The organism is Polaromonas sp. A23 (assembly GCF_002001015.1).
Classification (GTDB): domain Bacteria; phylum Pseudomonadota; class Gammaproteobacteria; order Burkholderiales; family Burkholderiaceae_C; genus Polaromonas.
In genome coordinates this window covers 1-23,320 of the sequence record NZ_MUNO01000017.1, presented here as the reverse complement: position 1 = coordinate 23,320, position 23,320 = coordinate 1, and the positions used below count along the sequence as shown (strand labels likewise).

Here is a 23,320-nt window from a genome sequence, read left to right as displayed (position 1 = left end):
CTTTCAGTGGGCGTGAGTGCCAGATTCAGACCAGCCCGCCGTTGGCGCGCAGCGTTTGGCCGTTGATCCAGGCGCCGCTGGGACCGACCAGCAGCGCGACTGCGGAAGCGATGTCTTCCGGCGTGCCCAGGCGCTCCAGCGGCGCGGCCATGGCCAGGCGCTCGATCGCCTCGGGCGTCTTGCCGTCAAGGAAAAGCGCGGTGGCCGTGGGGCCGGGCGCCACCGCGTTGACGGTGATGTTCTTGCCGCGCAGCTCCTTGGCCATGATGTGAGTCATGGTTTCGACCGCGCTCTTGGTCGCCGCATACACCGCATAGCCCGGCAGCGCCAGGCCGATCACGCTGGAGGAGAAGTTGATGATGCGGCCGCCGGCCTCCAGCCGCTGGGCGGCTTCTCGCAATGCGTTGAACGTGCCCTTCACGTTGACCGCGAACAGGCGATCGAAGGTGGTGTCGTCGGTTGCGGCCAGATGCGGCAGCGCCGGCGGCATGATGCCGGCGTTGTTCACCAGCACGTCGACGCGGCCGAAAGCGGCGACGGCTTCATCGAACAGCGTGCGTACGGCGGCCGGCTCGGACACATCGGCCTGGACCGAGATGGCGCGGCCGCCTTGGGCTTCGATGGCTTTGACGACCCCGTTCGCCTCTTCGGCCCGGCCCGCGTAGTTGACGACGACGGCATAGCCGTCCGTTGCCAGCCGTTGGGCGACGGCGGCACCGATGCCGCGCGAGGCGCCGGTGACGATGGCGACTTGGGAGTTGTTGCTGGGGTTCATTGAATTGCTCCGGTAGTTGATGGGATGACTGAATTGTTCTATTCAATCGAAGACAGATAAATGACCTAAAATTGCCATCACTGTCCAATAGACACCAACAATGAAAGCGCGCTGACATGGACCGCCTCGACGCGATGCGCCTGTTCAACCGGATCGTGGAACTCGGCAGCTTCACCAAGGCCGCTGACGACCTGCAGCTGCCGCGCGCCACCGTGACGCACGCCATCCAGCAGCTGGAGAAGCGCCTGGGAGCACGCCTGCTACACCGCACGACGCGGCACGTCAGCCCCACGCAAGACGGCGAGGCGTACTACGAGCGCTGCGTGCGGCTGCTGGCCGACATGGAAGAGACGGAGACCGCCTTCGCCGTTGCGGGTAGCAATCCGAAGGGCAAGCTGCGCGTCGACCTGCAGGGCACGCTGGCCAAACATTTCGTGCTGCCGCGGATCCAGGATTTCTTCGACCGCTATCCCGAGGTCGAACTCGAAATCGGCATGGGCGACCGCCTGGTCGACCTGGTTCGCGAGGGGGTGGACTGCGTGCTGCGCGCCGGCGAGCCCCGCGATTCGAGCATGGTGGCGCGGCGCGTTGCGTCACTCAAGCAGGTGACTTGCGCCAGCAGCGAGTACTTGAAGCGCCATGGCGTGCCCAAGACCATCGACGAACTGCGAGCCGGGCATCGCGCCGTGAACTTTCTCTCGACTGCGACCGGCAAGGCCCTGCCCTTCGACTTCTTGGTGGATGGCCAAGCACGTACGGTTCGCCTGCCAGGCTCAGTCAGCGTGACGGACGCCGATGCCTACGTCGCCTGTTGCGCTGCACATCTCGGCTTTGTCCAATTGCCGCGCTATCACGTGGAATCGCGACTGAAAGATGGCACGTTCTGCCAAGTGCTCGGCAAGTGGCAACCCGCGCCCCTCCCTGTTTCGGTGATGTACCCCCACCACCGGCACCTGTCACCTAGAGTACGCGTGTTCGTGGATTGGCTGGCAGATGTGATGGGCACGGCGCAATAGTGCAGCTTTCTGCACTGACGCCCCACCTGAATAAACAAACAAGCGGCCTGGCATGTAGAAACGCCTCAGAACCCACACAGGGTGCTGAGGCGCATGAAGACTGGTGGCCTGGGGCGGAATCGAACCACCGACACAAGGATTTTCAATCCTCTGCTCTACCGACTGAGCTACCGGGCCTGACTGAGCCTCACATTATATATCAGGCAGCGCGCTTGCCCCGGGTCAGGTCAACGCCCAGTTGCTTGAGCTTGCGGTACAAATGGGTTCGCTCCAGCCCCGTTTTCTCGGCCACGCGGGTCATGGAGCCACCTTCTTTGGCGAGGTGAAACTCGAAGTAGGCTTTTTCGAATTCGTCGCGCGCATCGCGCAGCGGCTTTTCCAGCAAAAAACTCTGGGTGGCCTGGGGGCCGAGGTCTACCGCGGCGGGCATGGCGTTGCCGGTCATGGCCGCTTCGACCGTCATGTCTACGGCATGCAGCAGCGCGGCAGGCGTCGTCGCCAATGGCTTGCGGCCGGCCGACTTAACCAGGCCCTGCTCCACGGCCTTCAGCAGCTTTTGCAGGGTAATGGGTTTTTCCAGGAAGGCCATCGCGCCGATTTTGGTGGCCTCGACGGCGGTGTCTATGGTCGCGTGGCCGCTCATCATGATCACCGGCATGGTCAGAAGCCCGCTAGACGACCATTCCTTGAGCAGGGTGACGCCGTCGGTGTCGGGCATCCAGATATCAAGTAGAACCAGGTCGGGCCGGGACCGGGACCGGGCGGCACGCGCTTGGGCAGCGTTTTCTGCCAGCTCGACCTGATGCCCTTCGTCGTTAAGAATTTCTGAGAGCAGGTCGCGTATGCCCAGCTCATCGTCGACTACCAGAATGTTTGCCATGTTGAATCGCTACCCCTGCCTGCAGTTGTCAATTGTGCGATCCCCGGCTCCCGGGCCGCACTGTTGTTAAGTCACAACCGCGAATGATAACGATACTTGAGCGCCCTGCACGGCGCCGTCGACCACCCGGTTTGAAATATCAACGCGGGCGCCGTGCTCATCGGCAATCTTTTTGACCACTGCGAGCCCCAGACCTGTGCCTTTGACCTTGGTGGTCACATAGGGCTCAAACGCCCGTTTCAGCACGTGTTCCGGGAAGCCGGTACCGTTGTCGCGTACCGTCAGGCGCACCCGTTTCGAGGTTTCGGAGTATTCCGTTTTAAGCAGGACGCTGCCGCTAGGCCTGCCTTCTTGCGCGTCTTGGGCGTTTTGCAACAAGTTGTGAATAACCTGCCGAATCTGTTGCGCATCCCCCTTGATCTCGGGAGAAGCCGGGTCAAGCTCGGTCCTGACAGGCACCACGGCGTTTTCGCTGGCATACAGCTGCAATACGTCGGTCACCAGTGCGTTCAGATCCAGTGGTTTGAGCTCTGCCGCCGGCAGGCGTGCATAGTCGCGGAACTCGTTCACCAACCGTTTCATGGCGTCGACCTGGTCAACAATGGTCTTGACGGATTTGGTCAGGAGGATCTGCTCTGACTCAGCAACCTTGCCGGTAAGTTTCATTTCAAGCCGCTCGGCCGACAGCTGGATCGGCGTCAGCGGATTCTTGATTTCGTGGGCCAGGCGACGCGCCACTTCTCCCCAAGCCTGGGCGCGCTGGGCGGACACCATCTCGGACACGTCGTCAAACACCAGCAGGCATTCGTTGCCGGGCATTTTGGCCCCGCGGGCAATCAGGGTGATGGCGTTGTCCGGCGCGCCAGGTTGCGCTGCATTGAGCTCAAAGGATTGTTGCCAGTGCTCGATGTCGTGTTGCACGTTTTCGCCAAAGTAGGTGTCAAACTGCGACTGCACCCCCTGTGCAAACGCTTCCAGCCCGGGAATGTCGCTGAGCGTGCGGCCATGGTAGGCCGCCAGCGGTACGCGCAGGATACGCGTGGCTCCGGGGTTGCTGGTCTGGATACGGCCCTTGAGGTCCAGCACCAAGACACCGGCGGTGAGGTTGTCCAGAATGGTCTGCAGGTTGGCGCGCGCAGCGTCGACCTGGTCCATGCTTTTCTGCACCGCCCCGCGCGCGTCGGCCAGCTGTTGGGTCATGTCGGCAAAGGAGCGGGTCAAACCGCCCAGCTCGTCCTTGCCCTGCAGGGCTGCCTTGGGCGTCAGGTCGCCCTGGGCCACCTGCCGAACCCCTTCTGCCAACAGCAGCAGGGGCCGCGCCAGCTGGTTACCGAGAACCACCGCCAGCAGCACTGCTCCAAACACCGCCAGGAACAGGCTGAGCGTGAGTGTGCCTATGTACATCTTGCGCAGACCTCCCCGGGCCAGCGCACGCTCCTGGTATTCGCGGTTGGCCTCTTGCACGGCAAAGGCGTTGGCAACCAGACTGGCCGGCAGCACTTCCGTTACCTGCAGGAAACGGCTCTCTCCAAACAAGCCGACGTTCGGGTTACTGACCAGCGCCAGCGCCTTGATGCGTGGCGGAGTGCCCCCTGCCGCCAGGCTCGCTGCGCTGCCCGGCTCGGCACCGGGCAAGGTCACTTCATCAAGTCCTTCGATTTGCGTGGCCACGCGCTGGCTGCGGGCGTTGCGCAGCAACTGGGTTGGCGGGCGCTCCGGTTTGAGTGAATACCGGGAGTCGCCCGCGCTGGCGATCAACTGGCCGGAGGCCGTCCACAGCACCACATCGCTGACGGCAAGCTGCTCGCGCAGGCGCTCCAGGGCCAAGCCGGCAGAGGTATCGGGCGTCTGCATCAGCTGGGTTGCTGCGGCACGGGTCTTGTTGCCCAGCTCGGCGGCCAGCGTGTCCAGCGTGACGCGGCCCAGGTTGAGGCCAGCGTCGAGTGCACCCTCGACCTTGACATCGAACCAGCTTTCGATGGAACGCGAAACGAACTGGTAGGACACAACGTAGATCATCATGCCGGGCAGCAGCCCCACAAGGGCAAAGATGGCGGCCAGCTTGACCAGCAGGCGGCTGCCGAACTTGCCTTTGCGCAGCCGCATAACCAGGCGCAGCACAATCCAGCCGATCACCAGCAGCAGCAAGACCGCCACCGCGATGTTCAAGCCCAGTAGCAGGGGGTAGTTGCGCTCGTAGAGTTCGCGATTGCCAGTGGCCTGGGTCAGCAAAAACATCAGCACCAGGCCCAGCGCGGCCATGGCGCCAACACCTACGCCCACAGTCCAGCGAAAGGCGGGGCTTGATTTGAGGGAGGAGCCGCGACCCGCGGAGCTCACTTCACCGCCTCTTTGGCCGATTCTTTAGCGGGCTCCTTGGCGGCATCCTTGGGCATGTCCCGAATCGGCTCGGCAACAAGCTCGCGGTTTGTTTCAACTGCAATGGCCCAGTCTTTCTGGCCGGCCACGCCGATCTGGAAAGGACGCGGCAGCTGTGACAAGTCCAGGCGGAAACGGAAGTCCACGTTGTGCCGGACGTCGGCGTCGACTTCCGAGGCATCGGCAATGCGCCAGCGCGAAAAGCGCTGGATCGAGGCAATTGCATCGTCCAGGGTGTCGTAGTTCTGGCTGAAGGCCGCACGCAGGCCCGTGACGCTGATGGCGCCTGGCAGCACATTGAGGCGCCAACGCCGGGTCAACGGCTGGTAGGCCAGGCGCGCGGTGCGGGTGGCGGTGGTGACGCGTTTGTCATACCAGTACCAGCGGCCGCGGTAGATATCGGCTTCGGCCACAAAAAACATGGGGATGCCCTTGAGCAGGGCGTCTTCAACCACCGGCGACAGGTCGAATTTGACCGTGGCTGACAGATAAACGCCTTCGTCGGAGCGCTCCATTTTGAGCTGAGTGATCTCGGTTGCCCAGGCCCCATGGCCGGCAAAAACCATCAGGGTGCATGTCAAAAACGCCCGTAGCCACCGCAACACCGTTTCAGGCTTTGCGCTTTTCAAAAACCGCGTAATAGAAACCGTCGTGCTCACCTTGCAAATTGTCCGGGAAGTCGGTCACCCGGGTGCTACTTTGGGGCAGCAAATGACCGGGCGACGGCATGAATTGGGCGTCTTTGTGGTGCGCAACAAACGTTTGCGCCTGCTGCTCGCCTTCGGCCCGGAAAACCGAGCAAGTGCAGTACAACAAACGGCCTCCGGGTTTGAGCAGCGGCCAGAGCGTTTCCAGCATGCGCGACTGCAATGCGGCAAGCTGGGCAATGTCGGTCGGCCGGCGCAGCCAGCGTACGTCCGGATGGCGCCGTACGATCCCTGAGGCCGTGCACGGCGCATCGAGCAGGATGCCGTCATAGGCCACCCCGTCCCACCAGCCATCGGGATGCGCCGCATCCCCCACCCTGATATCCGCAATCAGCCCCAGCCGCTGCAAATTGTGGCCAATACGCTCGCAGCGCCGTGCATCGATATCAAGAGCCAGAACCTCGCAATCTGCAAGCTCCAGCAAGTGGGCTGTTTTTCCACCGGGCGCCGCGCAAGCGTCGAGAATACGCAGGCGCGTACTGCCCTCAGAAGGGGAGAGGCCTTCGAGCAGCAGCGGCGCCGCCATCTGCGCCGCGGCATCCTGCACCGAAAAATGACCTTCCGCATAACCCGGCAACGCCGTCACCGGACTTGGCGATGCCAGAACCACGCCGCACGGGCCGATCGGGTTTGCTACTATATTCATAGCTGCTAGCGCCCGTAAATACTGGGCCAAAGTCGTTTTTCTTGTATTAATACGAAGAATCAGCGGTGCTTTGGCGTTATTTGCCCGCAAAATTTCCTGCCAGCTCGCGGGATGATCCTTGCGCACCCGGTCAATCCACCACTGGGGGTGATTCCACACCGCTTGCGGATGCCTTTCCGTGGCAGCCATCAATGCATCGCGCTCGCGCAGGAAACGACGCAGGCAACCATTGATGAAGCTGGCCTGGTGCACGGTAGCCTCGTCCCTTTTGGCGGCTTCGACGGCTTGGTCCACAAGGGTATAGGCGGTATAGCGGGGGCTGCTGTCGCCGGATGGATGCTCCGTAGCGGGCGCGCCGGACTCACTTTCTGTGCAGACCAGAGCCAGCGCAACGCACAACAAGGCATCAGCCTCGGGAGGCGGCGGCCGCTGTGCCAGCTGCCGGCGCAGGGCTTCAGCCCGGCCAAGCCAGCGCAGGGCATGGAAGCCGAGCGCCTGCACGCCAGGCCTGACCGTGTGATCGACATCCTCGAGCGCGGCAGTCATGGAGCGGCCCTGACGAACGGCCATCAGTAAAAAAGCGGCTCCCTGAAGCTGGCGCCACAAAGGGACTTGAGTGGAGTTTTCTTGCATGCGGCGAATCTATTCGCCCGAAACAGGCGTTCTCCCGTATTAGACCAGCCGGAGGGTGCCACTTCCCTCTGTTTCAAGCAGGGGCCGCGGAACCGGCTTAGCCGGGCCGCAGGCGCAGCGGCCCCCAAGGGGCTGGAGCCCGCGGCTCCAAAGCTGCCCGTGCAGCTTTGGACGGGCGACAAAGACGAAGCCTCTGGCGAGGCGCGGCCTGCAAGGCCTCGGGAGCTACACGCAGTGAGCGACCGTGGGGGCTAAGCCAGACTATCGGCCCAGATATTGCTGGCCCAACTCATGGCGTAAGCGCCTTCCTGCTCGGTGGGGCCAGTACTGACGCCGACCGATCCGGCCACTGTCTTGAAGGTCTTCTCGGCAGCCACGTACTCATGCACGCTGGCAACGTGGATGACATTTTTACTGTCGACAAAGCTGTAGCAGGTGTTGGTCAGCATCGGTGTCGGATTGACGTCCCAACCCGAGAGCTGCGCAACAATTGCCGCGGCCGCCACCTTGCCCTGGTTATTGGCCATGTGGCCGCTCTTTGGCATGCCGGGCGCGATTTGAATGGAGTCGCCCAGAACAAAAACGTCCTTCGCAGCGGTGGACTCGAAGGTCTGGTAGTTGACGCCGCACCAGCGGTTGTTGGCCATGTTGTTCAGGCCGGTCTGCACCGCGATGGCACCTGCACGCATGGACGGCAGGGCATTGATGACGTTGGCCTTCACATCGTCCTGAACGTCGAACTTGATGACACCGGCCTTCGCGTCAACCGCCGTTGTCTTGTGCTGGCCGCGGTACTCGATGATGCCTTTGTACTGCTCGGCCCACACCTTCTTGAACAACGGGCCTTTGGACGTGACGTCCGGATTGGCGTCAAGGATCAGCACCTTGCTGCGCGGCTTGGTGGCCTTGAAATAGCCTGCAATGACGGAAGCGCGCTCGTACGGACCGGGCGGGCAGCGGTAAGGCGCCTCGGGAATGGTGATGGCGTACACCCCGCCGTCGGGCATGGCTTCGAGTTGTTTACGCAGCGCCACGGTCTCGGGACCTGCTTTCCAGGCTTGCAAGATCTGGCCGGAAGCCTGGGCTTCCTTCAGGCCCTGGATGCTGTCATACATCAAATCCACACCCGGAGACACAACCAGCTTGTCGTAAGCGATGGTTGCGCCGCCAGCCAGCGTCACGGTTTTCTTTGCGGTATCGATAGCGTTTGCCATGTCCCGGACAACGGTGATGCCGTGATTTTTTGTGAGGCCCACATAGGGCGTGGTGATGTCGGCAAGCTGCTTGCTGCCGCCCAGCACCAGATTGGAAATGGGGCAGGAGACAAAGACCGCTTGCGGCTCGATCAGCACCACATCGATTTTGTGATCAGACAGCAGGCGTACATATTTGGCCGCAGTGGCGCCGCCATAACCACCTCCAATCACGACCACTTTGGCTTTGGCCGGAACGGAAGTGGTGGCGCATGCGCCCAGGCCGAGCAGGCTCAACGCGGCAGTGGACTGGAGAAAGGAACGTCTTTGCATGAGTGTTCTCCTTATTTTTTCTGCGCGGCAAAGTAGCCGGCAAGGACCTCGATCTGGGCATCGCTGAACCCCTTGCTGATCTGGTGCATGACAGTAGCTGGCCGGGTGCCGGATTTGAAGGCCTTGAGCTGGGCCACGATGTAGTTTTTCTCCATGCCGGCGATGGACAGAACAGGGGAGCCAGGCACCACTTTTCCATCGGTGCCATGACAGTTGGCGCAGGTGGCGGCGAGACTGCGCACATGCAGAGCCTGGGCCGGTGCATTTTGGGCATGGCTCAGGGAAGGCGCAGCAAGCGTACAGAACGCCAGTGCCAGAGTGGGTAGGGCAATCTTCACAGCTTCTCCTCGCAGTTGCTACAGCAGGTCAATTTAACGCGCCGGGTCCGGCGAGCCATAGGGAGTATCCAGTACAAAGCACTTCCTGCGCTGCACCGGCATTCGAACCTTTTGTGATTTGCTTATTCGCGATGAAAGCTCAGAACAGGGCCCCGGGCCGGGTCGGGGCCATGTCGTCCTGGGCCAGCACCGGCATGGAACGGCCATAGATCCGGCGGATTCGCTCGGACAGCGGCGGATGGGAATCCAGCCAATGCGCTCTGGCCTGGCCGACCAGTAACATGTGCTGCACCGCCGGATGAAAGCTGGCCGTGGCGCCTGCGCCCTGCTCTCTGGCCACCTTGCGCAGCACACCGCCCAGGCCATCCTTGCTGCGCGTAAACTGAACCGCTCGCGCATCGGCAAGAAACTCGCGCTGGCGCGACACCGCAGCTTTCAGCGCGCGGCCAGCGAGCCATCCAAGAAATCCGGCGCCCATGATGGCCAGCCCGGGCAATACCAGCACCGAACGGCGGTTGTTCTCATCGCGTTCGCACATGCCCACACCCAGGTTGAAAATCATCTCCAGCCCAAACACCATGCCGGCCAGGCGCATGTTGAGCCGGGTGTCGCCTTCGCGGATATGGCTCAACTCATGGGCCACCAAGCCTTGCAGCTCGTCACGGGTCAAACCATCAAGCGCGCCGCGCGTCACGGCAATCACCGCGTCTTCTTCATCCCAGCCGGCGGCAAAGGCATTGATGCTCTCCACACGGTTCAACACCATGACTTGGGGCGCAGGCATGCTGGCGGCAATGGCCAGCTCGCTGGCGATGTTGCAAAGCTTTTGCTCATCGAGCCGGCTGGACGGCCAGGCCTCCCGCGCGCCCACGCGACGCGCCAGTTTTTCCCCGCCACCGTGCAGGCTGGAGGTTTCCAGCCACCAACCGCCCAGGATAAAAAGCAGGGCTACCGCCGTGTTGACACTGAAAAAATACGCCGGATAACCGCTGAAGCCAGGTGTGAGCAGGTACCAGGTCAAGCCCAATGCAGCGTTGACGACCAACACCAGCGCAACCACCGTCAAGGCAAACAGCATCAGCAGATGCCGGGTTTCGGCGCGGGCCTGCTCCTGGTGTTCAAAAAAACGCATGCCGGGTTAAGGCCTACATCTGGATGCGTACCGTCTCGCGCTCGACGGGTGCCTGCGTAGCCTGCAACATGGCCGACGCCGCGAAACCGAACAGCCGGGCAATCAGAAGCGCGGGAAACTGGGCCTGCGCATTGTTGTAGTCCAGGACCGCATCGTTATAAGCCTGCCTGGCGAACGCAACCTTGTTTTCGGTGCTGGTCAGTTCTTCGCTGAGCTCACGGATGGTGTCGTCGGCCTTGAGTTCGGGATAAGCCTCAGCCACTGCAAACAGGCGGCCAAGGCTGCCACTCAGCGCCTCTTCGGCGGCAGCCAGCGCCAGGACTTCCGTCGCGCGCGTGGGGCGGCTGCGTGCTGCGTCGCTGGCTGATCGAGCCTGATTGCGAGCCGCGATCACAGCTTCCAGCGTTTCACGCTCATGCAGCAGGTATTTCTTGGCGGCTTCGACCAAATTAGGAATCAGGTCATAACGGCGCTTGAGCTGTACATCGATCTGGCCAAAGGCATTGGCAATGATGTTTTTCAGCCGCACCAGCCGGTTGTAGGCGCCGACGGCCCAGAACAGCAGCAAGGCAAATACAGCGATGAGAACCAGGGACTGGGTGGACATGAGGCATTTTCCTTTCGCAGCGGGCCAAAAAACTGGCACCGCGACTTTAGCCGACAAGCCAGAGCCCGTACAGCTTTTCGGCCATCTGGCGTGCAGGGCGGCCAACGCAGCCTTGAATGCCCAATAAAAAGCGCCTCGGACCCTTGTCTACAGGGCGCGAGGCGCTTCGCTTTTTATAGCGTCAGAAAACAGCGATTATTCGCTGGCAGCACCTTCGCTGCTCTGCTCGGGCATCGCCTCCAGTTCGGCAGCTTCCGCTTCGGCAATGGCGCGTCGCTCGGCGTCGTCCATCTGGTCCTTGGCTTTGCGCGCCTCGTGGTAGGCCATGCCGGTACCGGCAGGAATCAGGCGGCCGACGATCACGTTCTCTTTCAAACCACGCAGCTCGTCGCGCTTGCCCATGATGGCAGCCTCGGTGAGCACGCGGGTGGTTTCCTGGAAGGAAGCCGCAGAGATGAACGAATCGGTCGACAGCGATGCCTTGGTGATACCAAGCAACAGATTGCTGAAGGTTGCCGGGATCTTGCCTTCGGCGCGCAGGGCATCGTTGGCATCCAGCATGGCGGAACGCTCGACCTGTTCACCGGCGATGTAGCTGGAATCACCCACGCTTTCGACAACAACACGGCGCAGCATCTGGCGAACAATCACTTCAATGTGCTTGTCGTTGATCTTCACGCCCTGCAGGCGGTAAACGTCCTGCACTTCGTCGACGATGTAGCGGGCCAGCTCCTCCATGCCCAGCAAACGCAGGATGTCCTGTGGATCGGCCGGGCCGTCCACGATCGACTCGCCCTTGTTCACAACCTGGCCTTCGTGCACGAGAATATTCTTCTCTTTGGGCACGAGGTCTTCCCAGACCTTGCCTTCCGGGTCGGTGATCTGCAGACGAACCTTGCCTTTGGTCTCTTTACCAAACGACACGGTACCGGTCATCTCTGCCAGCGTACCCTTGTCTTTCGGCGTACGGGCTTCAAAGAGCTCGGCCACACGCGGCAGACCGCCGGTGATGTCTCGCGTTTTCTGGCCTTCAACCGGAATACGTGCAAGCACTTCGCCAGGGCCCACATCCTGGCCGTCACGCACCTGAACCAGTGCACCCACCTGGAAGCCAATCGTCACCGAGTGATCGGTGCCGGGGATCTTGACTTCATGGCCGGAAGCGTCAATCAGCTTGACCTGGGGACGAATCACCTTGGTCGCACCGCGGCGTTTCGGATCAATCACCACCAGGGTGGACAGACCGGTCACCTCGTCGAGCTGCTTGGCCACCGTCACGCCTTCTTCCACATTCTCGAAGGCCACCTTGCCGGCGAACTCGGTAATGATGGGGCGCGTCAGCGGATCCCAGTTGGCCAGAATGGCACCGGCCTTGATCTGCTGGTCAGCCTTGACCGCCAGGATGGCACCATAAGGTACCTTGTGGCGCTCACGCTCACGGCCATGCTCGTCATGAATGACGATCTCGCCGGAACGGGCAATCACAACCAGCTCGCCTTTGGTGTTGGTCACGTAACGCATCGGCGCATTGAAACCGATCACGCCGTTGGACTTGGCTTCCACGCTGGAGGCAATGGCCGCACGCGACGCTGCACCACCGATGTGGAAGGTACGCATGGTCAGCTGCGTACCCGGCTCACCGATCGACTGCGCAGCGATGATACCGACTGCTTCGCCGATGTTGATGAGACCACCGCGACCCAGGTCACGGCCGTAGCACTTGGCGCACAGGCCGAAGCGGGTTTCGCAGGTCAATGCCGTGCGCACCTTGACTTCGTCCACACCGGCCGCTTCGAGTTCCTCGATCAGGTCTTCGTCCAACATGACGCCGGCTTTCGCCAGCACCGCGCGGTTTTCGGGGTGCAGCACATCTTCCACCGTGGTGCGGCCGAGGATACGGTCGCGCAGGGATTCGATGACTTCACCGCCTTCAACGATAGCGCGCATCAGCGAGCCGTCCTGCGTTCCGCAGTCGTCCTGCGTCACCACCAGATCCTGGACCACGTCGCACAGGCGGCGTGTCAGGTAACCGGAGTTGGCGGTTTTCAGCGCGGTGTCAGCCAGGCCTTTTCGGGCACCGTGGGTGGAGATGAAGTACTCCAGCACGTTCAGGCCTTCGCGGAAGTTGGCCGTAATCGGCGTTTCGATGATCGAGCCGTCAGGCTTGGCCATCAAACCGCGCATACCGGCGACCTGACGAATCTGGGCAGCGGAACCGCGGGCGCCGGAGTCGGCCATCATGTAAATGGAATTGAAGGATTCCTGCTCGACTTCCTTGCCATGGCGGTCGATGACTTTCTCTTTCGAGAGCTGGGCCATCATCACCTTGGACACTTCGTCGCCGGACTTGCCCCAGATATCCACCACCTTGTTGTAGCGCTCACCGGAGGTCACGAGGCCCGAGACATACTGCTGCTCGATCTCTTTGACTTCCTTCTGGGCGCGCGCAATGATGCTCGGCTTTTCCTTGGGGATCAGCATGTCGTCGATGCAGATCGAAATGCCGGCCTTGGTTGCCAAACGGAAGCCCGACTGCAGCAGCTTGTCGGCAAACACCACGGTCTCTTTCAATCCGCACTTGCGGAAAGAAACGTTGATGAGCTTGGAGATCTCTTTCTTCTTCAGCGCCTTGTTCAGGTTCGAGAAGGGCAGACCCTTGGGCAGAATTTCCGACAGCAGTGCACGGCCACCCGTGGTTTCCCACAGCTTGGTCGATGGCACGAACTCGCCGGTTTCCTTGTTCTTGGTGTACTCGGTCAGGCGCACGCTGATGCGTGCGTTCAGGTCGAGTTCACCGGCGTCAAAGGCGCGGCGCACTTCACCGGTGTCGGAAAACACCAGGCCTTCACCCTTGCCGTTTGTGCGGTCGCGGGTCGTGTAGTACAGACCCAGCACAACGTCCTGCGAAGGAACGATGGAAGGCTCGCCGTTGGCAGGGAACAGGATGTTGTTCGAAGCCAGCATCAGGGTGCGGGCTTCCATCTGCGCTTCCACCGACAGCGGTACGTGGACAGCCATCTGGTCACCGTCGAAGTCGGCGTTGAAGGCCGAGCAGACGAGCGGGTGCAGCTGGATCGCCTTGCCTTCGATCAGGATGGGCTCAAAGGCCTGAATGCCGAGGCGGTGCAGCGTGGGCGCACGGTTCAGCATGACCGGGTGCTCTTTGATCACCTCTTCCAGGATGTCCCACACCACTGGCGTGCCGGATTCGACTTCCTTCTTGGCAGCCTTGATCGTTGTCGCGATGCCCATGGCTTCGAGGCGCGAGAAGATGAAAGGCTTGAACAGCTCAAGCGCCATCAGCTTGGGCAGGCCGCACTGGTGCAGTTTGAGCGTCGGGCCCACGGTAATGACTGAACGGCCAGAGTAATCGACGCGTTTGCCCAGCAAGTTCTGGCGGAAACGGCCCGACTTGCCCTTGATCATGTCGGCCAAAGACTTCAGTGCACGCTTGTTGGCGCCCGTCATGGCCTTGCCACGGCGGCCGTTGTCGAGCAGCGAATCCACAGCTTCCTGCAGCATGCGCTTTTCATTGCGGGCAATGATCTCGGGAGCCTTCAGCTCCAGCAAGCGGCGCAGACGGCTGTTGCGGTTGATCACGCGGCGATACAGGTCGTTCAGGTCGGAGGTCGCGAAGCGGCCACCATCCAACGGCACCAGCGGACGCAGGTCCGGCGGCAGCACAGGCAGAACGTCCAGCACCATCCAGCCCGGCTTGATGCCGGACTTCTTGAAGGCTTCCATCAATTTCAAACGCTTGGCGTTTTTCTTGATCTTGATTTCGGAGCCAGTCAAGTCGTTGCGCAGCTTGTCGATCTCGACGTCGAGGTCCAGCCCTTCGAGCAGGTCCTTGATACCTTCGGCGCCCATCTTGGCGGTGTACTCGTCACCGTATTCCTTGCGCTTGGCGTCGTAGTCGTCTTCCGACATGATGCTGAATTTCTTCAGCGGGGTCATGCCGGGATCGGTCACCACATAAGCTTCGAAATACAACACGCGTTCGATGTCGCGCAGCGTCATGTCGAGCACCAGGCCCAGGCGTGACGGCAGCGACTTCAGGAACCAGATGTGCGCGCATGGTGCAGCCAGGTCGATGTGACCCATGCGTTCGCGGCGAACCTTGGTCTGCGTGACTTCAACGCCGCACTTCTCGCAGATCACACCGCGATGCTTGAGGCGCTTGTACTTGCCGCACAGGCATTCGTAGTCCTTGATGGGGCCAAAGATCTTGGCGCAAAAAAGACCGTCGCGCTCTGGCTTGAAGGTACGGTAGTTGATGGTTTCAGGCTTCTTCACTTCGCCGAAAGACCACGAACGGATCTTCTCGGGCGAAGCCATGCCGATCTTGATGGCATCGAAATGCTCATCCGGCGTGAATTGCTTGAACAGGTCGAGTAATGATTTCATGAGTTAAATCCTTTTCTTTCCTGTTGATTAGCTGCGTTCCAGCTCGATATCGATACCGAGCGAACGAATTTCTTTCACCAGCACGTTGAACGACTCCGGCATGCCGGCGGTGATCGCGTGCTCGCCCTTGACAATGCTTTCGTACACCTTGGTACGGCCCTGCACGTCGTCGGACTTGACGGTGAGCATTTCCTGCAGCGTGTAGGCGGCGCCGTACGCTTCCAGCGCCCAGACCTCCATCTCGCCGAAACGCTGTCCACCGAACTGCGCCTTGCCGCCCAGCGGCTGCTGCGTGACCAGCGAGTAAGGGCCGGTCGAACGCGCGTGCATCTTGTCGTCCACCAGGTGGTGAAGCTTCAGGAAGTGCATATAGCCCACAGTGGTCGTGCGCTCGAACGGGTCGCCATTGCGTCCGTCGTACAGCTGCGCCTGAGTGCGCGTTGCCGTCAGGCCCTTGATCTTGGCGATGTCGTCCGGGTAAGCCAGCTGCAGCATGCCCATAATCTCCGCCTCGGACGCACCGTCGAACACCGGCGTGGCAAACGGCACGCCGCCTGTCAGGTTGCCGGCCATCTGCAGGATGTCGCCGTCGGACAGCTTGGAGAGATCCTCCACTCGGCCGGACTTGTTGTACAACGTGTCCATGAACTTGCGCAGGTCAGCCACTTTGGCTTCGGCCTGCAGCATGTCGCCAATGCGCTGGCCCAGGCCCTTGGCGGCCCAGCCGAGGTGAACTTCAAGCACCTGGCCCACGTTCATCCGCGAGGGCACGCCCAGCGGATTGAGCACGATGTCGCAAGGCGTGCCGTCGGCCATGTAGGGCATGTCTTCGACCGGAACGATCTTGGACACCACACCCTTGTTGCCGTGACGGCCGGCCATCTTGTCGCCAGGCTGGAGGCGGCGCTTGACAGCCAGGTAGACCTTGACCATCTTCAGCACGCCCGCTGGCAACTCGTCGCCCTGCGTGAGCTTCTTGCGCTTTTCTTCAAAAGCCAGGTCAAAACTGTGGCGCGTCTGCTCCATCGAGTTCTTGATACTCTCGAGCTGCGCAGCCACTTCGTCGTCCGCCGGGCGGATGTCGAACCAGTGGTACTTCTCGACATCGGCCAGGTAGGCCTTGTCGATCTTCGTGCCTTTGGCGAGCTTTTTCGGCCCGCCATTGGCGACCTTGCCGTTGAGCAGTTTTTCGATACGGTCGAACGCATCGGCTTCCACGATACGCAGCTGGTCGTTCAGGTCCAGACGGAAGCGCTTGAGCTCGTCGTCGATGATCTGCTGGGCACGCTTGTCGCGCACGATGCCTTCACGGGTGAAGACCTGCACGTCGATCACGGTGCCCTGCGAGCCCTGGCTCACGCGCAGCGAGGTGTCTTTCACATCGCTGGCTTTTTCGCCGAAGATGGCGCGCAGCAGCTTTTCTTCCGGGGTCAGCGTGGTCTCGCCTTTGGGCGTAACCTTGCCAACCAGCGTGTCGCCCGGCTGGACTTCAGCGCCGACATAAATGATGCCGGACTCGTCAAGACGGTTGAGTTGCTGTTCGGACAGGTTCGGGATGTCACGGGTGATCTCTTCCGCACCGAGTTTGGTGTCGCGCGCCATGACCACCAGTTCCTCGATGTGGATCGAGGTGTAGCGGTCTTCGGCGACGATGCGCTCGGAAATGAGGATCGAGTCCTCGAAGTTGTAGCCGTTCCAGGGCATGAAGGCGATCAGCATGTTCTGGCCGATGGCGATCTCACCCAGGTCGGTCGATGCGCCGTCGGCAATCACGTCACCCTTGGCCAGCTTGTCGCCAATCTTGACGATGGGGCGCTGATGGATGTTGGTGTTCTGGTTGGAACGCTGGTACTTGATCAGGTTGTAGATGTCCACACCCACTTCACCAGCCAGCGCTTCCGCGTCGTTCACGCGCACCACGATACGGGTGGCGTCCACATAGTCCACCACGCCACCGCGGTTAGCCGTGACGACCGTGCCGGAGTCAATGGCGGCCACGCGCTCGATGCCGGTACCCACCAATGGCTTTTCCGGACGCAGCACAGGCACCGCCTGACGCGACATGTTGGCACCCATCAGCGCGCGGTTGGCATCGTCGTGCTCCAGGAAAGGAACCAGCGAGGCCGCCACCGACACGATCTGCGCGGGGGACACGTCCATGTACTGGATGCGTTCTGCTCCGACCAACACGGATTCGCCGTTTTCGCGGGCAGATACCAGGTCGCCTGTCAACTTGCCTGCGTCGTCAAGCAGCGCATTGGCCTGGGCGATCACATATTTGCCTTCTTCGATGGCAGACAGGTAATCGATCTGGTCCGTGAGTTTGCCGTCAATCACGCGTCGATACGGCGTCTCGATGAAACCGTACTCGTTCAGGCGGGCATACAGGGCCAGCGAATTGATCAGGCCGATGTTCGGGCCTTCAGGCGTTTCAATCGGGCACACGCGGCCGTAATGGGTCACGTGCACGTCACGCACTTCAAAGCCGGCACGTTCGCGGGTCAAACCACCCGGGCCAAGGGCCGAAACACGGCGCTTGTGGGTGATCTCGGCCAGCGGATTGGTCTGGTCCATGAACTGGGACAGCTGCGATGCACCAAAGAATTCCTTCAGCGCGGCAGAAATCGGCTTGCTGTTGATCAGGTCGTGTGGCATCAGCGGCTCTTGCTCGGCCTGACCCAGACGCTCTTTCACGGCTTTTTCAATCCGTGCCAAGCCGGTACGGTACTGGTTTTCCGCCAGTTCACCGACACAACGCACGCGGCGATTGCCCAGGTGGTCGATATCGTCAACCTGACCATTGCCGTTTCGCAAATCCACCAGGATCTTGACGACCGCGAGGATATCTTCATTGGTCATGACCATGGGGCCGGTGGAAGTGTCGCGGCCCACACGGGCGTTGAACTTCATGCGGCCGACTTTGGACAGGTCGTAAGTGTCCGGGTTGTAGAACAGGCGCTGGAACAGGGCCTGAACGGCATCTTCCGTAGGCGGCTCGCCGGGGCGCATCATGCGGTAGATCGCCACGCGTGCAGCAAACTCGTCCGCGGTTTCATCGGAACGCAGGGTCTGCGAAATGTAGGCGCCCTGGTCGAGTTCGTTGGTGTACAGCACCTGGAGGTCCTGCACGCCGGCAACACGCAGCTTCTTCAGCAGCATTTCGGTCAATTCATCGTTGGCCTTGGCGATGATCTCGCCGGTCTCTGCGTCAACGATGTTCTTGGCGACGACGCGGCCGATCAGGAAGTCTTCCGGGACGCTGATGGTGGACGTACCGCTTTGCTCCAGCTCGCGTGTGTGGCGCACGGTGATGCGCTTGTCTTTCGCAACAACAACCTTACCGTTCTTGTCGGTGATGTCGAAGCGGGCGACCTCGCCGCGCATGCGCTCGGCGACGAATTCCATCTGCGCACCGCTGTCCATCAAGCGGAAATTGTCGAACACGAAGAAGTTCGCGAGGATGGACTCCGGGTTCAGGCCGATGGCCTTGAGCAGGATGGTGACCGGCATCTTGCGGCGACGGTCGACGCGGAAGTACAGGATGTCCTTCGGGTCGAACTCGAAGTCCAGCCAGGAGCCACGGTAAGGGATGATGCGCGCCGAAAACAGCAGCTTGCCCGAGCTATGGGTCTTGCCCTTGTCATGCTCGAAAAACACGCCAGGCGAGCGGTGCAACTGGGACACGATCACGCGCTCAGTGCCGTTGATGACGAACGAGCCCTTGTCAGTCATGAGCGGAACTTCGCCCATGTAGACTTCCTGCTCCTTGACTTCCTTGACCACCTTGGACTGCGACGTCGACGACTCGCGGTCATAAATGATCAGCTGGACCTTGGCGCGGACGGCCGAGGCAAAAGTCAGGCCGCGTGTCTGGCATTCGCGCACATCAAAGGCGGGCTTGGCCAGGTTGTACTCGAGAAACTTCATCTCGACAAAACCATTGTGCGAGACGATGGGAAAAGCATTGTCAAAGGCAGCCTGCAAGCCTTCGATTTCGCGCTTTTGAGGTGCGCGGTCAGCTTGGAGGAACGCCGTGTAGGCGTCCTTCTGCATCTGCAACAGATAAGGGACTTTCAGCACGCTCTCGCGGCTGCCGAAACTTTTGCGAATTCGCTTGCGTTCGGTATATGAATAGGCCATGAGTTCTCCGCTTTGATGGGACACAAACAAGTACAACAACTGGTTTGTTAAGCTCTGGCGACTGTCTTGAATGAATACACCACGTACTCAAACAGACTTGGTGGTTGGCCACTACCAACCATGGCGGACGGCAACGCATTGCACGTTGCCCGAACCAAGGCATTTCCTGCAGTCGGGGTCAGGAAACACTGGCAAGCAGATTCGATGAAATCTGCTTGCCGGTGATTCCAGGAAGGCCATAAAGCACGCCAGTACGCGCTTGAACGGCACTCCTTGAAAGCACGAAAGGCTGGAAGCCGAATCCGGACTTCCAGCCTTCGCGAAACACAAGAATTACTTGAGTTCGACTTTCGCGCCGGCTTCTTCGAGTTTTTTCTTGGCAGCTTCTGCGTCGGCCTTTGGAGCGGCTTCCTTGACAGCCTTGGGGGCGCCATCGACCAGGTCTTTGGCTTCTTTCAGGCCCAGACCGGTGATTTCACGAACTGCCTTGATGACGGACACCTTGTTGGCGCCGGCTTCGAGCAGCATGACCGTGAAGTCAGTCTTCTCTTCTGCAACTGCAGCAGCACCGCCGCCGCCAGCGGCAGGAGCTGACATGGCTGCAGCGCTCACGCCAAATTTCTCTTCGATGGCTTTCACCAGGTCGTTGAGTTCGAGGACCGTCATGCTGTCGAGCGCGGTCAAAAATGCGTCTTTATCGAATGCCATTTTGATTTCCTAAAAAAGTTGGGTACAAGTTACGCCGCTGCAGCTTCTGCTGCGGGCGATGCGGCCGCTTCGCCGCCGCCTTTTTTCTCCGCCAGCGCGGCCAGCACTCGTGCCGTACGCGAAATGGGCGATTGCATAAGGCCCAACAGCTGAGCAAGCAACACTTCTTTCGAAGGGATGTTTGCGAGCTGCTTCACGCCGTTCACGTCCAGGACTTTTCCAGCCATTGCGCCTCCGCGAATCACCAACTTGTCGTTGGTTTTCGCGAAGTCAGCTACCACCTTGGCGGCAGCAACAGCGTCTGTTGAAAAGCCGTAGATCAGCGGACCGGTCATCTGGTCGGACAGGACATCAAACGCGCTGCCTGCCACGGCACGGCGAGCCAGGGTGTTTTTCAACACGCTCAGGTTCACGCCTTTGTCGCGGGCTTGGCTGCGAAGCTTGGTCATGTCAGCGACCGTGATACCACGGTATTCCGCCACCACGAGCGTTTGAGCTTTAGCGGCGAGGCCGGTCACTTCATCAATGACGGCTTGTTTCTCACTGCGGTTGAGACTCAAGGTCTACTCCTTAGTATTGTGTCTTTCGGGTGATGCCTTCGCGCCACCCCATCAACACGCCTATGTTCAGCGACCAACTGTTTTCAGATTCTTTTCAAAACCATTCAAGCAGCGGGACCGCCATCTGCGTTGGCTGTCTTTCGAGGATTAAGTGACGGACTTTCATCTGCCACACCAACGGTCCTGGATGGCCTGCCGGAAGTTCAGCCCCGGCAGCCCACCACTTTGAACAGCCCTTGCGAGGCCATCCAAATTTTTGCGATTACGCTGCGATGGTTTGCGTGTCGACGCGAACGCCCACACCCATCGTTGACGAAACCGCGACTTTCTTCAAATACACGCCTTTGCTCGAAGCAGGCTTGGCCTTGGTCAGTGCATCGATCAGCGCTGCCAGGTTGCCCTGCAGTTTGTCGGTATCAAACGAACGGCGACCGATGGTGCCATGCACGATACCGGCTTTGTCGACGCGGAACTGAACCTGGCCAGCCTTGGCGTTTTTCACCGCTGTGGCCACATCAGGCGTCACCGTGCCGACTTTCGGGTTGGGCATCAAGCCACGTGGGCCGAGGATCTGACCCAGGGTACCCACGACACGCATGGCATCCGGAGATGCAATCACAACGTCGAAGTCCATCTTGCCAGCCTTGATGTCAGCAGCCAGGTCATCCATACCGACAATGTCGGCACCGGCGGCTTTGGCTTCTTCAGCCTTGGCGCCCTGCGCAAACACGGCAACCCGCTTGGTCTTGCCGGTGCCGTTAGGCAGCACGACAGCGCCGCGAACGACCTGATCGGACTTCTTGGCATCCACACCAAGCTGCACTGCCACATCGATAGATTCATCGAACTTGGCGACAGCGAATTGCTTGACCAGACCGAGGGCATCAGCCACAGGGTACAACTTGTTGCTGTCGATCTTGTCCCCAACAGCTTTCTGACGTTTGGTCAGCTTGCTCATACAACACCCTCCACCGTCACACCCATGGAACGGGCAGAACCGGCAATAGTACGCACGGCTGCATCCAGATCGGCGGCAGTCATGTCTTTCATTTTTGTCTTGGCAATTTCTTCCAGCTGGGCGCGAGTGATCTTGCCGACCTTGACGGTATGCGGCGTGGCAGAGCCCTTGTCCAGCTTGATGGCTTTCTTGATCAGCGTGACGGCCGGGGCGGTCTTGATGATGAAGGTGAAGCTCTTGTCTGCAAATGCAGTGATCACCACAGGCAATGGCAGGCCGGGCTCAACACCCTGGGTCTGGGCATTGAATGCCTTGCAGAATTCCATGATGTTCAGGCCGCGCTGACCCAGAGCCGGGCCAATCGGGGGGGACGGGTTGGCCTTACCAGCTGGCACTTGCAGCTTGATGAAGCCGACGATTTTTTTCGCCATACTTTTCTCCTTGCGGGTCATAACGCCTGGGCACCGCAAAGAAGCAGGCCCGGGCTCCCCGGGGGTTACACAACTCAATCATGATTCCGAAGAACCCTTCGCGCCGAGTTGCAAGGCGCGAAATTTTTAACTGCCGACCGAAAACTCAGGTCTTTTCGATCTGGCTGAACTCCAGTTCAACAGGTGTGGCACGACCGAAAATCGTGACCGATACCCGCACTTTGTTCTTGTCGTAATTGACCTCTTCGACTGTGCCGTTGAAGTCGGTGAACGGGCCGTCCTTCACGCGAACGTATTCGCCCGTTTCAAACTCGACCTTGTGGCGCGGCTTCTCGGTGCCCACCTGCATCTGGTCGACAATTTTCTGCACATCTTCTTCAGAAATGGGCGCAGGGCGGTTTTTAGCCCCACCGACAAAACCGGTGACCTTGTTGGTGTGTTTCACCAAGTGCCAGGTTTCGTCATCCATGACCATTTCGACCAACACATAACCAGGAAAGAAACGGCGCTCCGTTGTTTTTTTCTGGCCGTTCTTGATCTCAACCACCTCTTCGGTGGGCACCAGAAAGCGGCCAAACTTGGCCTGCATGCCGGCACGGTTGATGCGCTCGACAATATTGCGCTCAACGGCTTTTTCCATGCCCGAATAGGCATGCACCACATACCACTGCATGCCGGGAGCCGGATGCAGGGATGCGCCAGCCGCCACTTCGCTGACCACGTCACCGTTCATATCGCTCATTATTTCTTCCACCCCAAAATCAGGTCGTAAAACACCCATTCGAGTGTTTTATCCGTGAGCCATAAAAAGAGGGCCATGATCACCACGAAGGCAAACACGTAAGCCGTCATCTGCATGGCTTCCTTGCGGGCCGGCCACACCACTTTTCTGACTTCGCGCCAGGAATCACGGCCAAAAGCCACAAACTGCTTGCCGGGCTCGGAAGTCAAGAAAACAACCACAGCAGCCACCAAGCCAGCGATCAGGCCGCCCCACTGGACAACTTGCCCTTGCTTGGCAAGCAGGTAAAAGCCCGCCAATGCACCGACCACCAAAGCCAGCGCTAGGGCCAGTTTGGCCTTGTCAGCAGTTGTGCTGACGGTTTCGACTTGAGAAGTGGCCATGATTGCCTGATTTCCTGTTCTTCTTCACGCGTCCTCTCAGACGCTTAAGCCCACCTGGAGTTTTCACCCCCGGCGGGCTCGCTTTACCTTCTATTCAAACCACCCGTCACATCAACATGGCAACCGCCGGGTGGCAGGGGCAGTAGGAATCGAACCTACAACCTTCGGTTTTGGAGACCGACGCTCTGCCAATTGAGCTATACCCCTCCATCTAACCTTCAATATTTACGCAATGATCTTGGCCACAACACCGGCGCCGACGGTCTTGCCGCCTTCGCGGATGGCGAAACGCAGACCTTCTTCCATGGCGATCGGGTTGATCAGCTTGACGGTGATCGACACGTTATCGCCT

Annotated in this window: 18 protein-coding genes, 2 tRNA genes and 1 pseudogene; 1 reads left to right on the top strand and 20 read right to left on the bottom strand. The window is 60.2% G+C overall.

Annotated features, from left to right (window positions below; translation table 11 throughout):
- Nucleotides 1-25: 25 nt before the first annotated feature.
- A complete protein-coding gene (locus B0B52_RS07575; protein ID WP_077593024.1) occupies nucleotides 26-775 on the bottom strand; it encodes an SDR family oxidoreductase in 750 nt (249 codons plus the stop codon).
- A 116-nt stretch (nucleotides 776-891) separates the two neighbouring features.
- Here B0B52_RS07575 and B0B52_RS07570 point away from each other — a divergent pair, with 116 nt between their 5' ends.
- Nucleotides 892-1,791 (top strand): LysR family transcriptional regulator, encoded by a 900-nt coding sequence (locus B0B52_RS07570; RefSeq protein WP_077593023.1) that lies wholly within the window; start codon nucleotides 892-894, stop codon nucleotides 1,789-1,791.
- A gap of 101 nt (nucleotides 1,792-1,892) precedes the next feature.
- On the opposite strand, the gene B0B52_RS07565 is transcribed toward B0B52_RS07570, so the two are convergent.
- From B0B52_RS07565 to B0B52_RS07475, 19 genes and pseudogenes are all read right to left on the bottom strand, one after another.
- A tRNA-Phe gene (locus B0B52_RS07565) sits at nucleotides 1,893-1,968 on the bottom strand.
- A 22-nt stretch (nucleotides 1,969-1,990) separates the two neighbouring features.
- Nucleotides 1,991-2,671 carry a response regulator gene (locus B0B52_RS07560; RefSeq protein WP_077593022.1) on the bottom strand — a complete coding sequence of 227 codons (681 nt, stop codon included), beginning with the start codon at nucleotides 2,669-2,671 and terminating at the stop codon, nucleotides 1,991-1,993.
- Between the two features lie 66 nt (nucleotides 2,672-2,737).
- Nucleotides 2,738-5,011: a PAS domain-containing sensor histidine kinase gene (locus B0B52_RS07555; RefSeq protein ID WP_077593021.1), complete on the bottom strand. Its 2,274-nt coding sequence runs from the start codon at nucleotides 5,009-5,011 to the stop codon at nucleotides 2,738-2,740.
- Entirely contained in the window at nucleotides 5,008-5,631 is a 624-nt protein-coding gene (locus B0B52_RS07550) for a DUF4390 domain-containing protein (RefSeq protein WP_254425662.1), read from the bottom strand. Before B0B52_RS07550 ends, B0B52_RS07555 begins: the two co-directional genes overlap by 4 nt.
- Nucleotides 5,632-5,659: 28 nt before the next feature.
- Nucleotides 5,660-7,036 carry a 16S rRNA (cytosine(967)-C(5))-methyltransferase RsmB gene (gene rsmB, locus B0B52_RS07545; RefSeq protein WP_077593019.1) on the bottom strand — a complete coding sequence of 459 codons (1,377 nt, stop codon included), beginning with the start codon at nucleotides 7,034-7,036 and terminating at the stop codon, nucleotides 5,660-5,662.
- A 251-nt stretch (nucleotides 7,037-7,287) separates the two neighbouring features.
- Nucleotides 7,288-8,562: an NAD(P)/FAD-dependent oxidoreductase gene (locus B0B52_RS07540; RefSeq protein WP_077593018.1), complete on the bottom strand. Its 1,275-nt coding sequence runs from the start codon at nucleotides 8,560-8,562 to the stop codon at nucleotides 7,288-7,290.
- 11 nt (nucleotides 8,563-8,573) lie between these two features.
- Nucleotides 8,574-8,900: a cytochrome C gene (locus B0B52_RS07535; protein ID WP_077593017.1), complete on the bottom strand. Its 327-nt coding sequence runs from the start codon at nucleotides 8,898-8,900 to the stop codon at nucleotides 8,574-8,576.
- A gap of 139 nt (nucleotides 8,901-9,039) precedes the next feature.
- Nucleotides 9,040-10,032: a M48 family metalloprotease gene (locus tag B0B52_RS07530; protein ID WP_077593016.1), complete on the bottom strand. Its 993-nt coding sequence runs from the start codon at nucleotides 10,030-10,032 to the stop codon at nucleotides 9,040-9,042.
- 13 nt (nucleotides 10,033-10,045) lie between these two features.
- Nucleotides 10,046-10,639 (bottom strand): LemA family protein, encoded by a 594-nt coding sequence (locus B0B52_RS07525; RefSeq protein WP_077593015.1) that lies wholly within the window; start codon nucleotides 10,637-10,639, stop codon nucleotides 10,046-10,048.
- 195 nt (nucleotides 10,640-10,834) lie between these two features.
- On the bottom strand, nucleotides 10,835-15,046 hold the full coding sequence (gene rpoC / locus B0B52_RS07520; protein WP_077593014.1) for a DNA-directed RNA polymerase subunit beta': 4,212 nt from the start codon (nucleotides 15,044-15,046) through the stop codon (nucleotides 10,835-10,837).
- Between the two features lie 27 nt (nucleotides 15,047-15,073).
- Complete coding sequence (rpoB, locus tag B0B52_RS07515) at nucleotides 15,074-19,186, bottom strand: DNA-directed RNA polymerase subunit beta (RefSeq protein WP_077593013.1); 4,113 nt, start codon at nucleotides 19,184-19,186, stop codon at nucleotides 15,074-15,076.
- Nucleotides 19,187-19,519: 333 nt separating this feature from the next.
- On the bottom strand, nucleotides 19,520-19,894 hold the full coding sequence (gene rplL / locus B0B52_RS07510) for a 50S ribosomal protein L7/L12 (RefSeq protein ID WP_077593012.1): 375 nt from the start codon (nucleotides 19,892-19,894) through the stop codon (nucleotides 19,520-19,522).
- A 29-nt stretch (nucleotides 19,895-19,923) separates the two neighbouring features.
- Nucleotides 19,924-20,454, bottom strand: a complete 531-nt coding sequence (gene rplJ, locus B0B52_RS07505; protein WP_077593011.1) for a 50S ribosomal protein L10 — start codon at nucleotides 20,452-20,454, stop codon at nucleotides 19,924-19,926.
- A gap of 262 nt (nucleotides 20,455-20,716) precedes the next feature.
- Nucleotides 20,717-21,412 carry a 50S ribosomal protein L1 gene (gene rplA / locus B0B52_RS07500; RefSeq protein WP_077593010.1) on the bottom strand — a complete coding sequence of 232 codons (696 nt, stop codon included), beginning with the start codon at nucleotides 21,410-21,412 and terminating at the stop codon, nucleotides 20,717-20,719.
- Nucleotides 21,409-21,843 (bottom strand): 50S ribosomal protein L11, encoded by a 435-nt coding sequence (rplK, locus tag B0B52_RS07495; protein ID WP_077593009.1) that lies wholly within the window; start codon nucleotides 21,841-21,843, stop codon nucleotides 21,409-21,411. The genes rplA and rplK overlap by 4 nt, the downstream gene beginning before the upstream one ends.
- 145 nt (nucleotides 21,844-21,988) lie before the next feature.
- The gene (nusG, locus tag B0B52_RS07490; protein WP_254425667.1) at nucleotides 21,989-22,576 is read right to left on the bottom strand and encodes a transcription termination/antitermination protein NusG; all 588 of its coding nucleotides are present in this window, start codon (nucleotides 22,574-22,576) and stop codon (nucleotides 21,989-21,991) included.
- A gap of 8 nt (nucleotides 22,577-22,584) precedes the next feature.
- Nucleotides 22,585-22,968 carry a preprotein translocase subunit SecE gene (secE, locus tag B0B52_RS07485; RefSeq protein ID WP_077593007.1) on the bottom strand — a complete coding sequence of 128 codons (384 nt, stop codon included), beginning with the start codon at nucleotides 22,966-22,968 and terminating at the stop codon, nucleotides 22,585-22,587.
- Nucleotides 22,969-23,099: 131 nt separating this feature from the next.
- Nucleotides 23,100-23,175, bottom strand: a tRNA-Trp gene (locus B0B52_RS07480).
- 18 nt (nucleotides 23,176-23,193) lie between these two features.
- Nucleotides 23,194-23,320 (bottom strand): annotated as a pseudogene (locus tag B0B52_RS07475) (elongation factor Tu); the annotation flags it as partial.

Excerpts from the sequence above, each read along its gene's own strand:
- B0B52_RS07575 (WP_077593024.1), bottom strand. The coding sequence starts at position 775 with ATGAACCCCAGCAACAACTCCCAAGTCGCCATCGTCACCGGCGCCTCG.
- B0B52_RS07570 (WP_077593023.1), top strand. The coding sequence starts at position 892 with ATGGACCGCCTCGACGCGATGCGCCTGTTCAACCGGATCGTGGAACTC.
- B0B52_RS07560 (WP_077593022.1), bottom strand. The coding sequence starts at position 2,671 with ATGGCAAACATTCTGGTAGTCGACGATGAGCTGGGCATACGCGACCTG.
- rsmB (WP_077593019.1), bottom strand. The coding sequence starts at position 7,036 with ATGCAAGAAAACTCCACTCAAGTCCCTTTGTGGCGCCAGCTTCAGGGA.
- B0B52_RS07540 (WP_077593018.1), bottom strand. The coding sequence starts at position 8,562 with ATGCAAAGACGTTCCTTTCTCCAGTCCACTGCCGCGTTGAGCCTGCTC.
- B0B52_RS07530 (WP_077593016.1), bottom strand. The coding sequence starts at position 10,032 with ATGCGTTTTTTTGAACACCAGGAGCAGGCCCGCGCCGAAACCCGGCAT.
- B0B52_RS07525 (WP_077593015.1), bottom strand. The coding sequence starts at position 10,639 with ATGTCCACCCAGTCCCTGGTTCTCATCGCTGTATTTGCCTTGCTGCTG.
- rpoC (WP_077593014.1), bottom strand. The coding sequence starts at position 15,046 with ATGAAATCATTACTCGACCTGTTCAAGCAATTCACGCCGGATGAGCAT.
- rpoB (WP_077593013.1), bottom strand. The coding sequence starts at position 19,186 with ATGGCCTATTCATATACCGAACGCAAGCGAATTCGCAAAAGTTTCGGC.
- rplL (WP_077593012.1), bottom strand. The coding sequence starts at position 19,894 with ATGGCATTCGATAAAGACGCATTTTTGACCGCGCTCGACAGCATGACG.
- rplA (WP_077593010.1), bottom strand. The coding sequence starts at position 21,412 with ATGAGCAAGCTGACCAAACGTCAGAAAGCTGTTGGGGACAAGATCGAC.
- rplK (WP_077593009.1), bottom strand. The coding sequence starts at position 21,843 with ATGGCGAAAAAAATCGTCGGCTTCATCAAGCTGCAAGTGCCAGCTGGT.
- nusG (WP_254425667.1), bottom strand. The coding sequence starts at position 22,576 with ATGAACGGTGACGTGGTCAGCGAAGTGGCGGCTGGCGCATCCCTGCAT.
- secE (WP_077593007.1), bottom strand. The coding sequence starts at position 22,968 with ATGGCCACTTCTCAAGTCGAAACCGTCAGCACAACTGCTGACAAGGCC.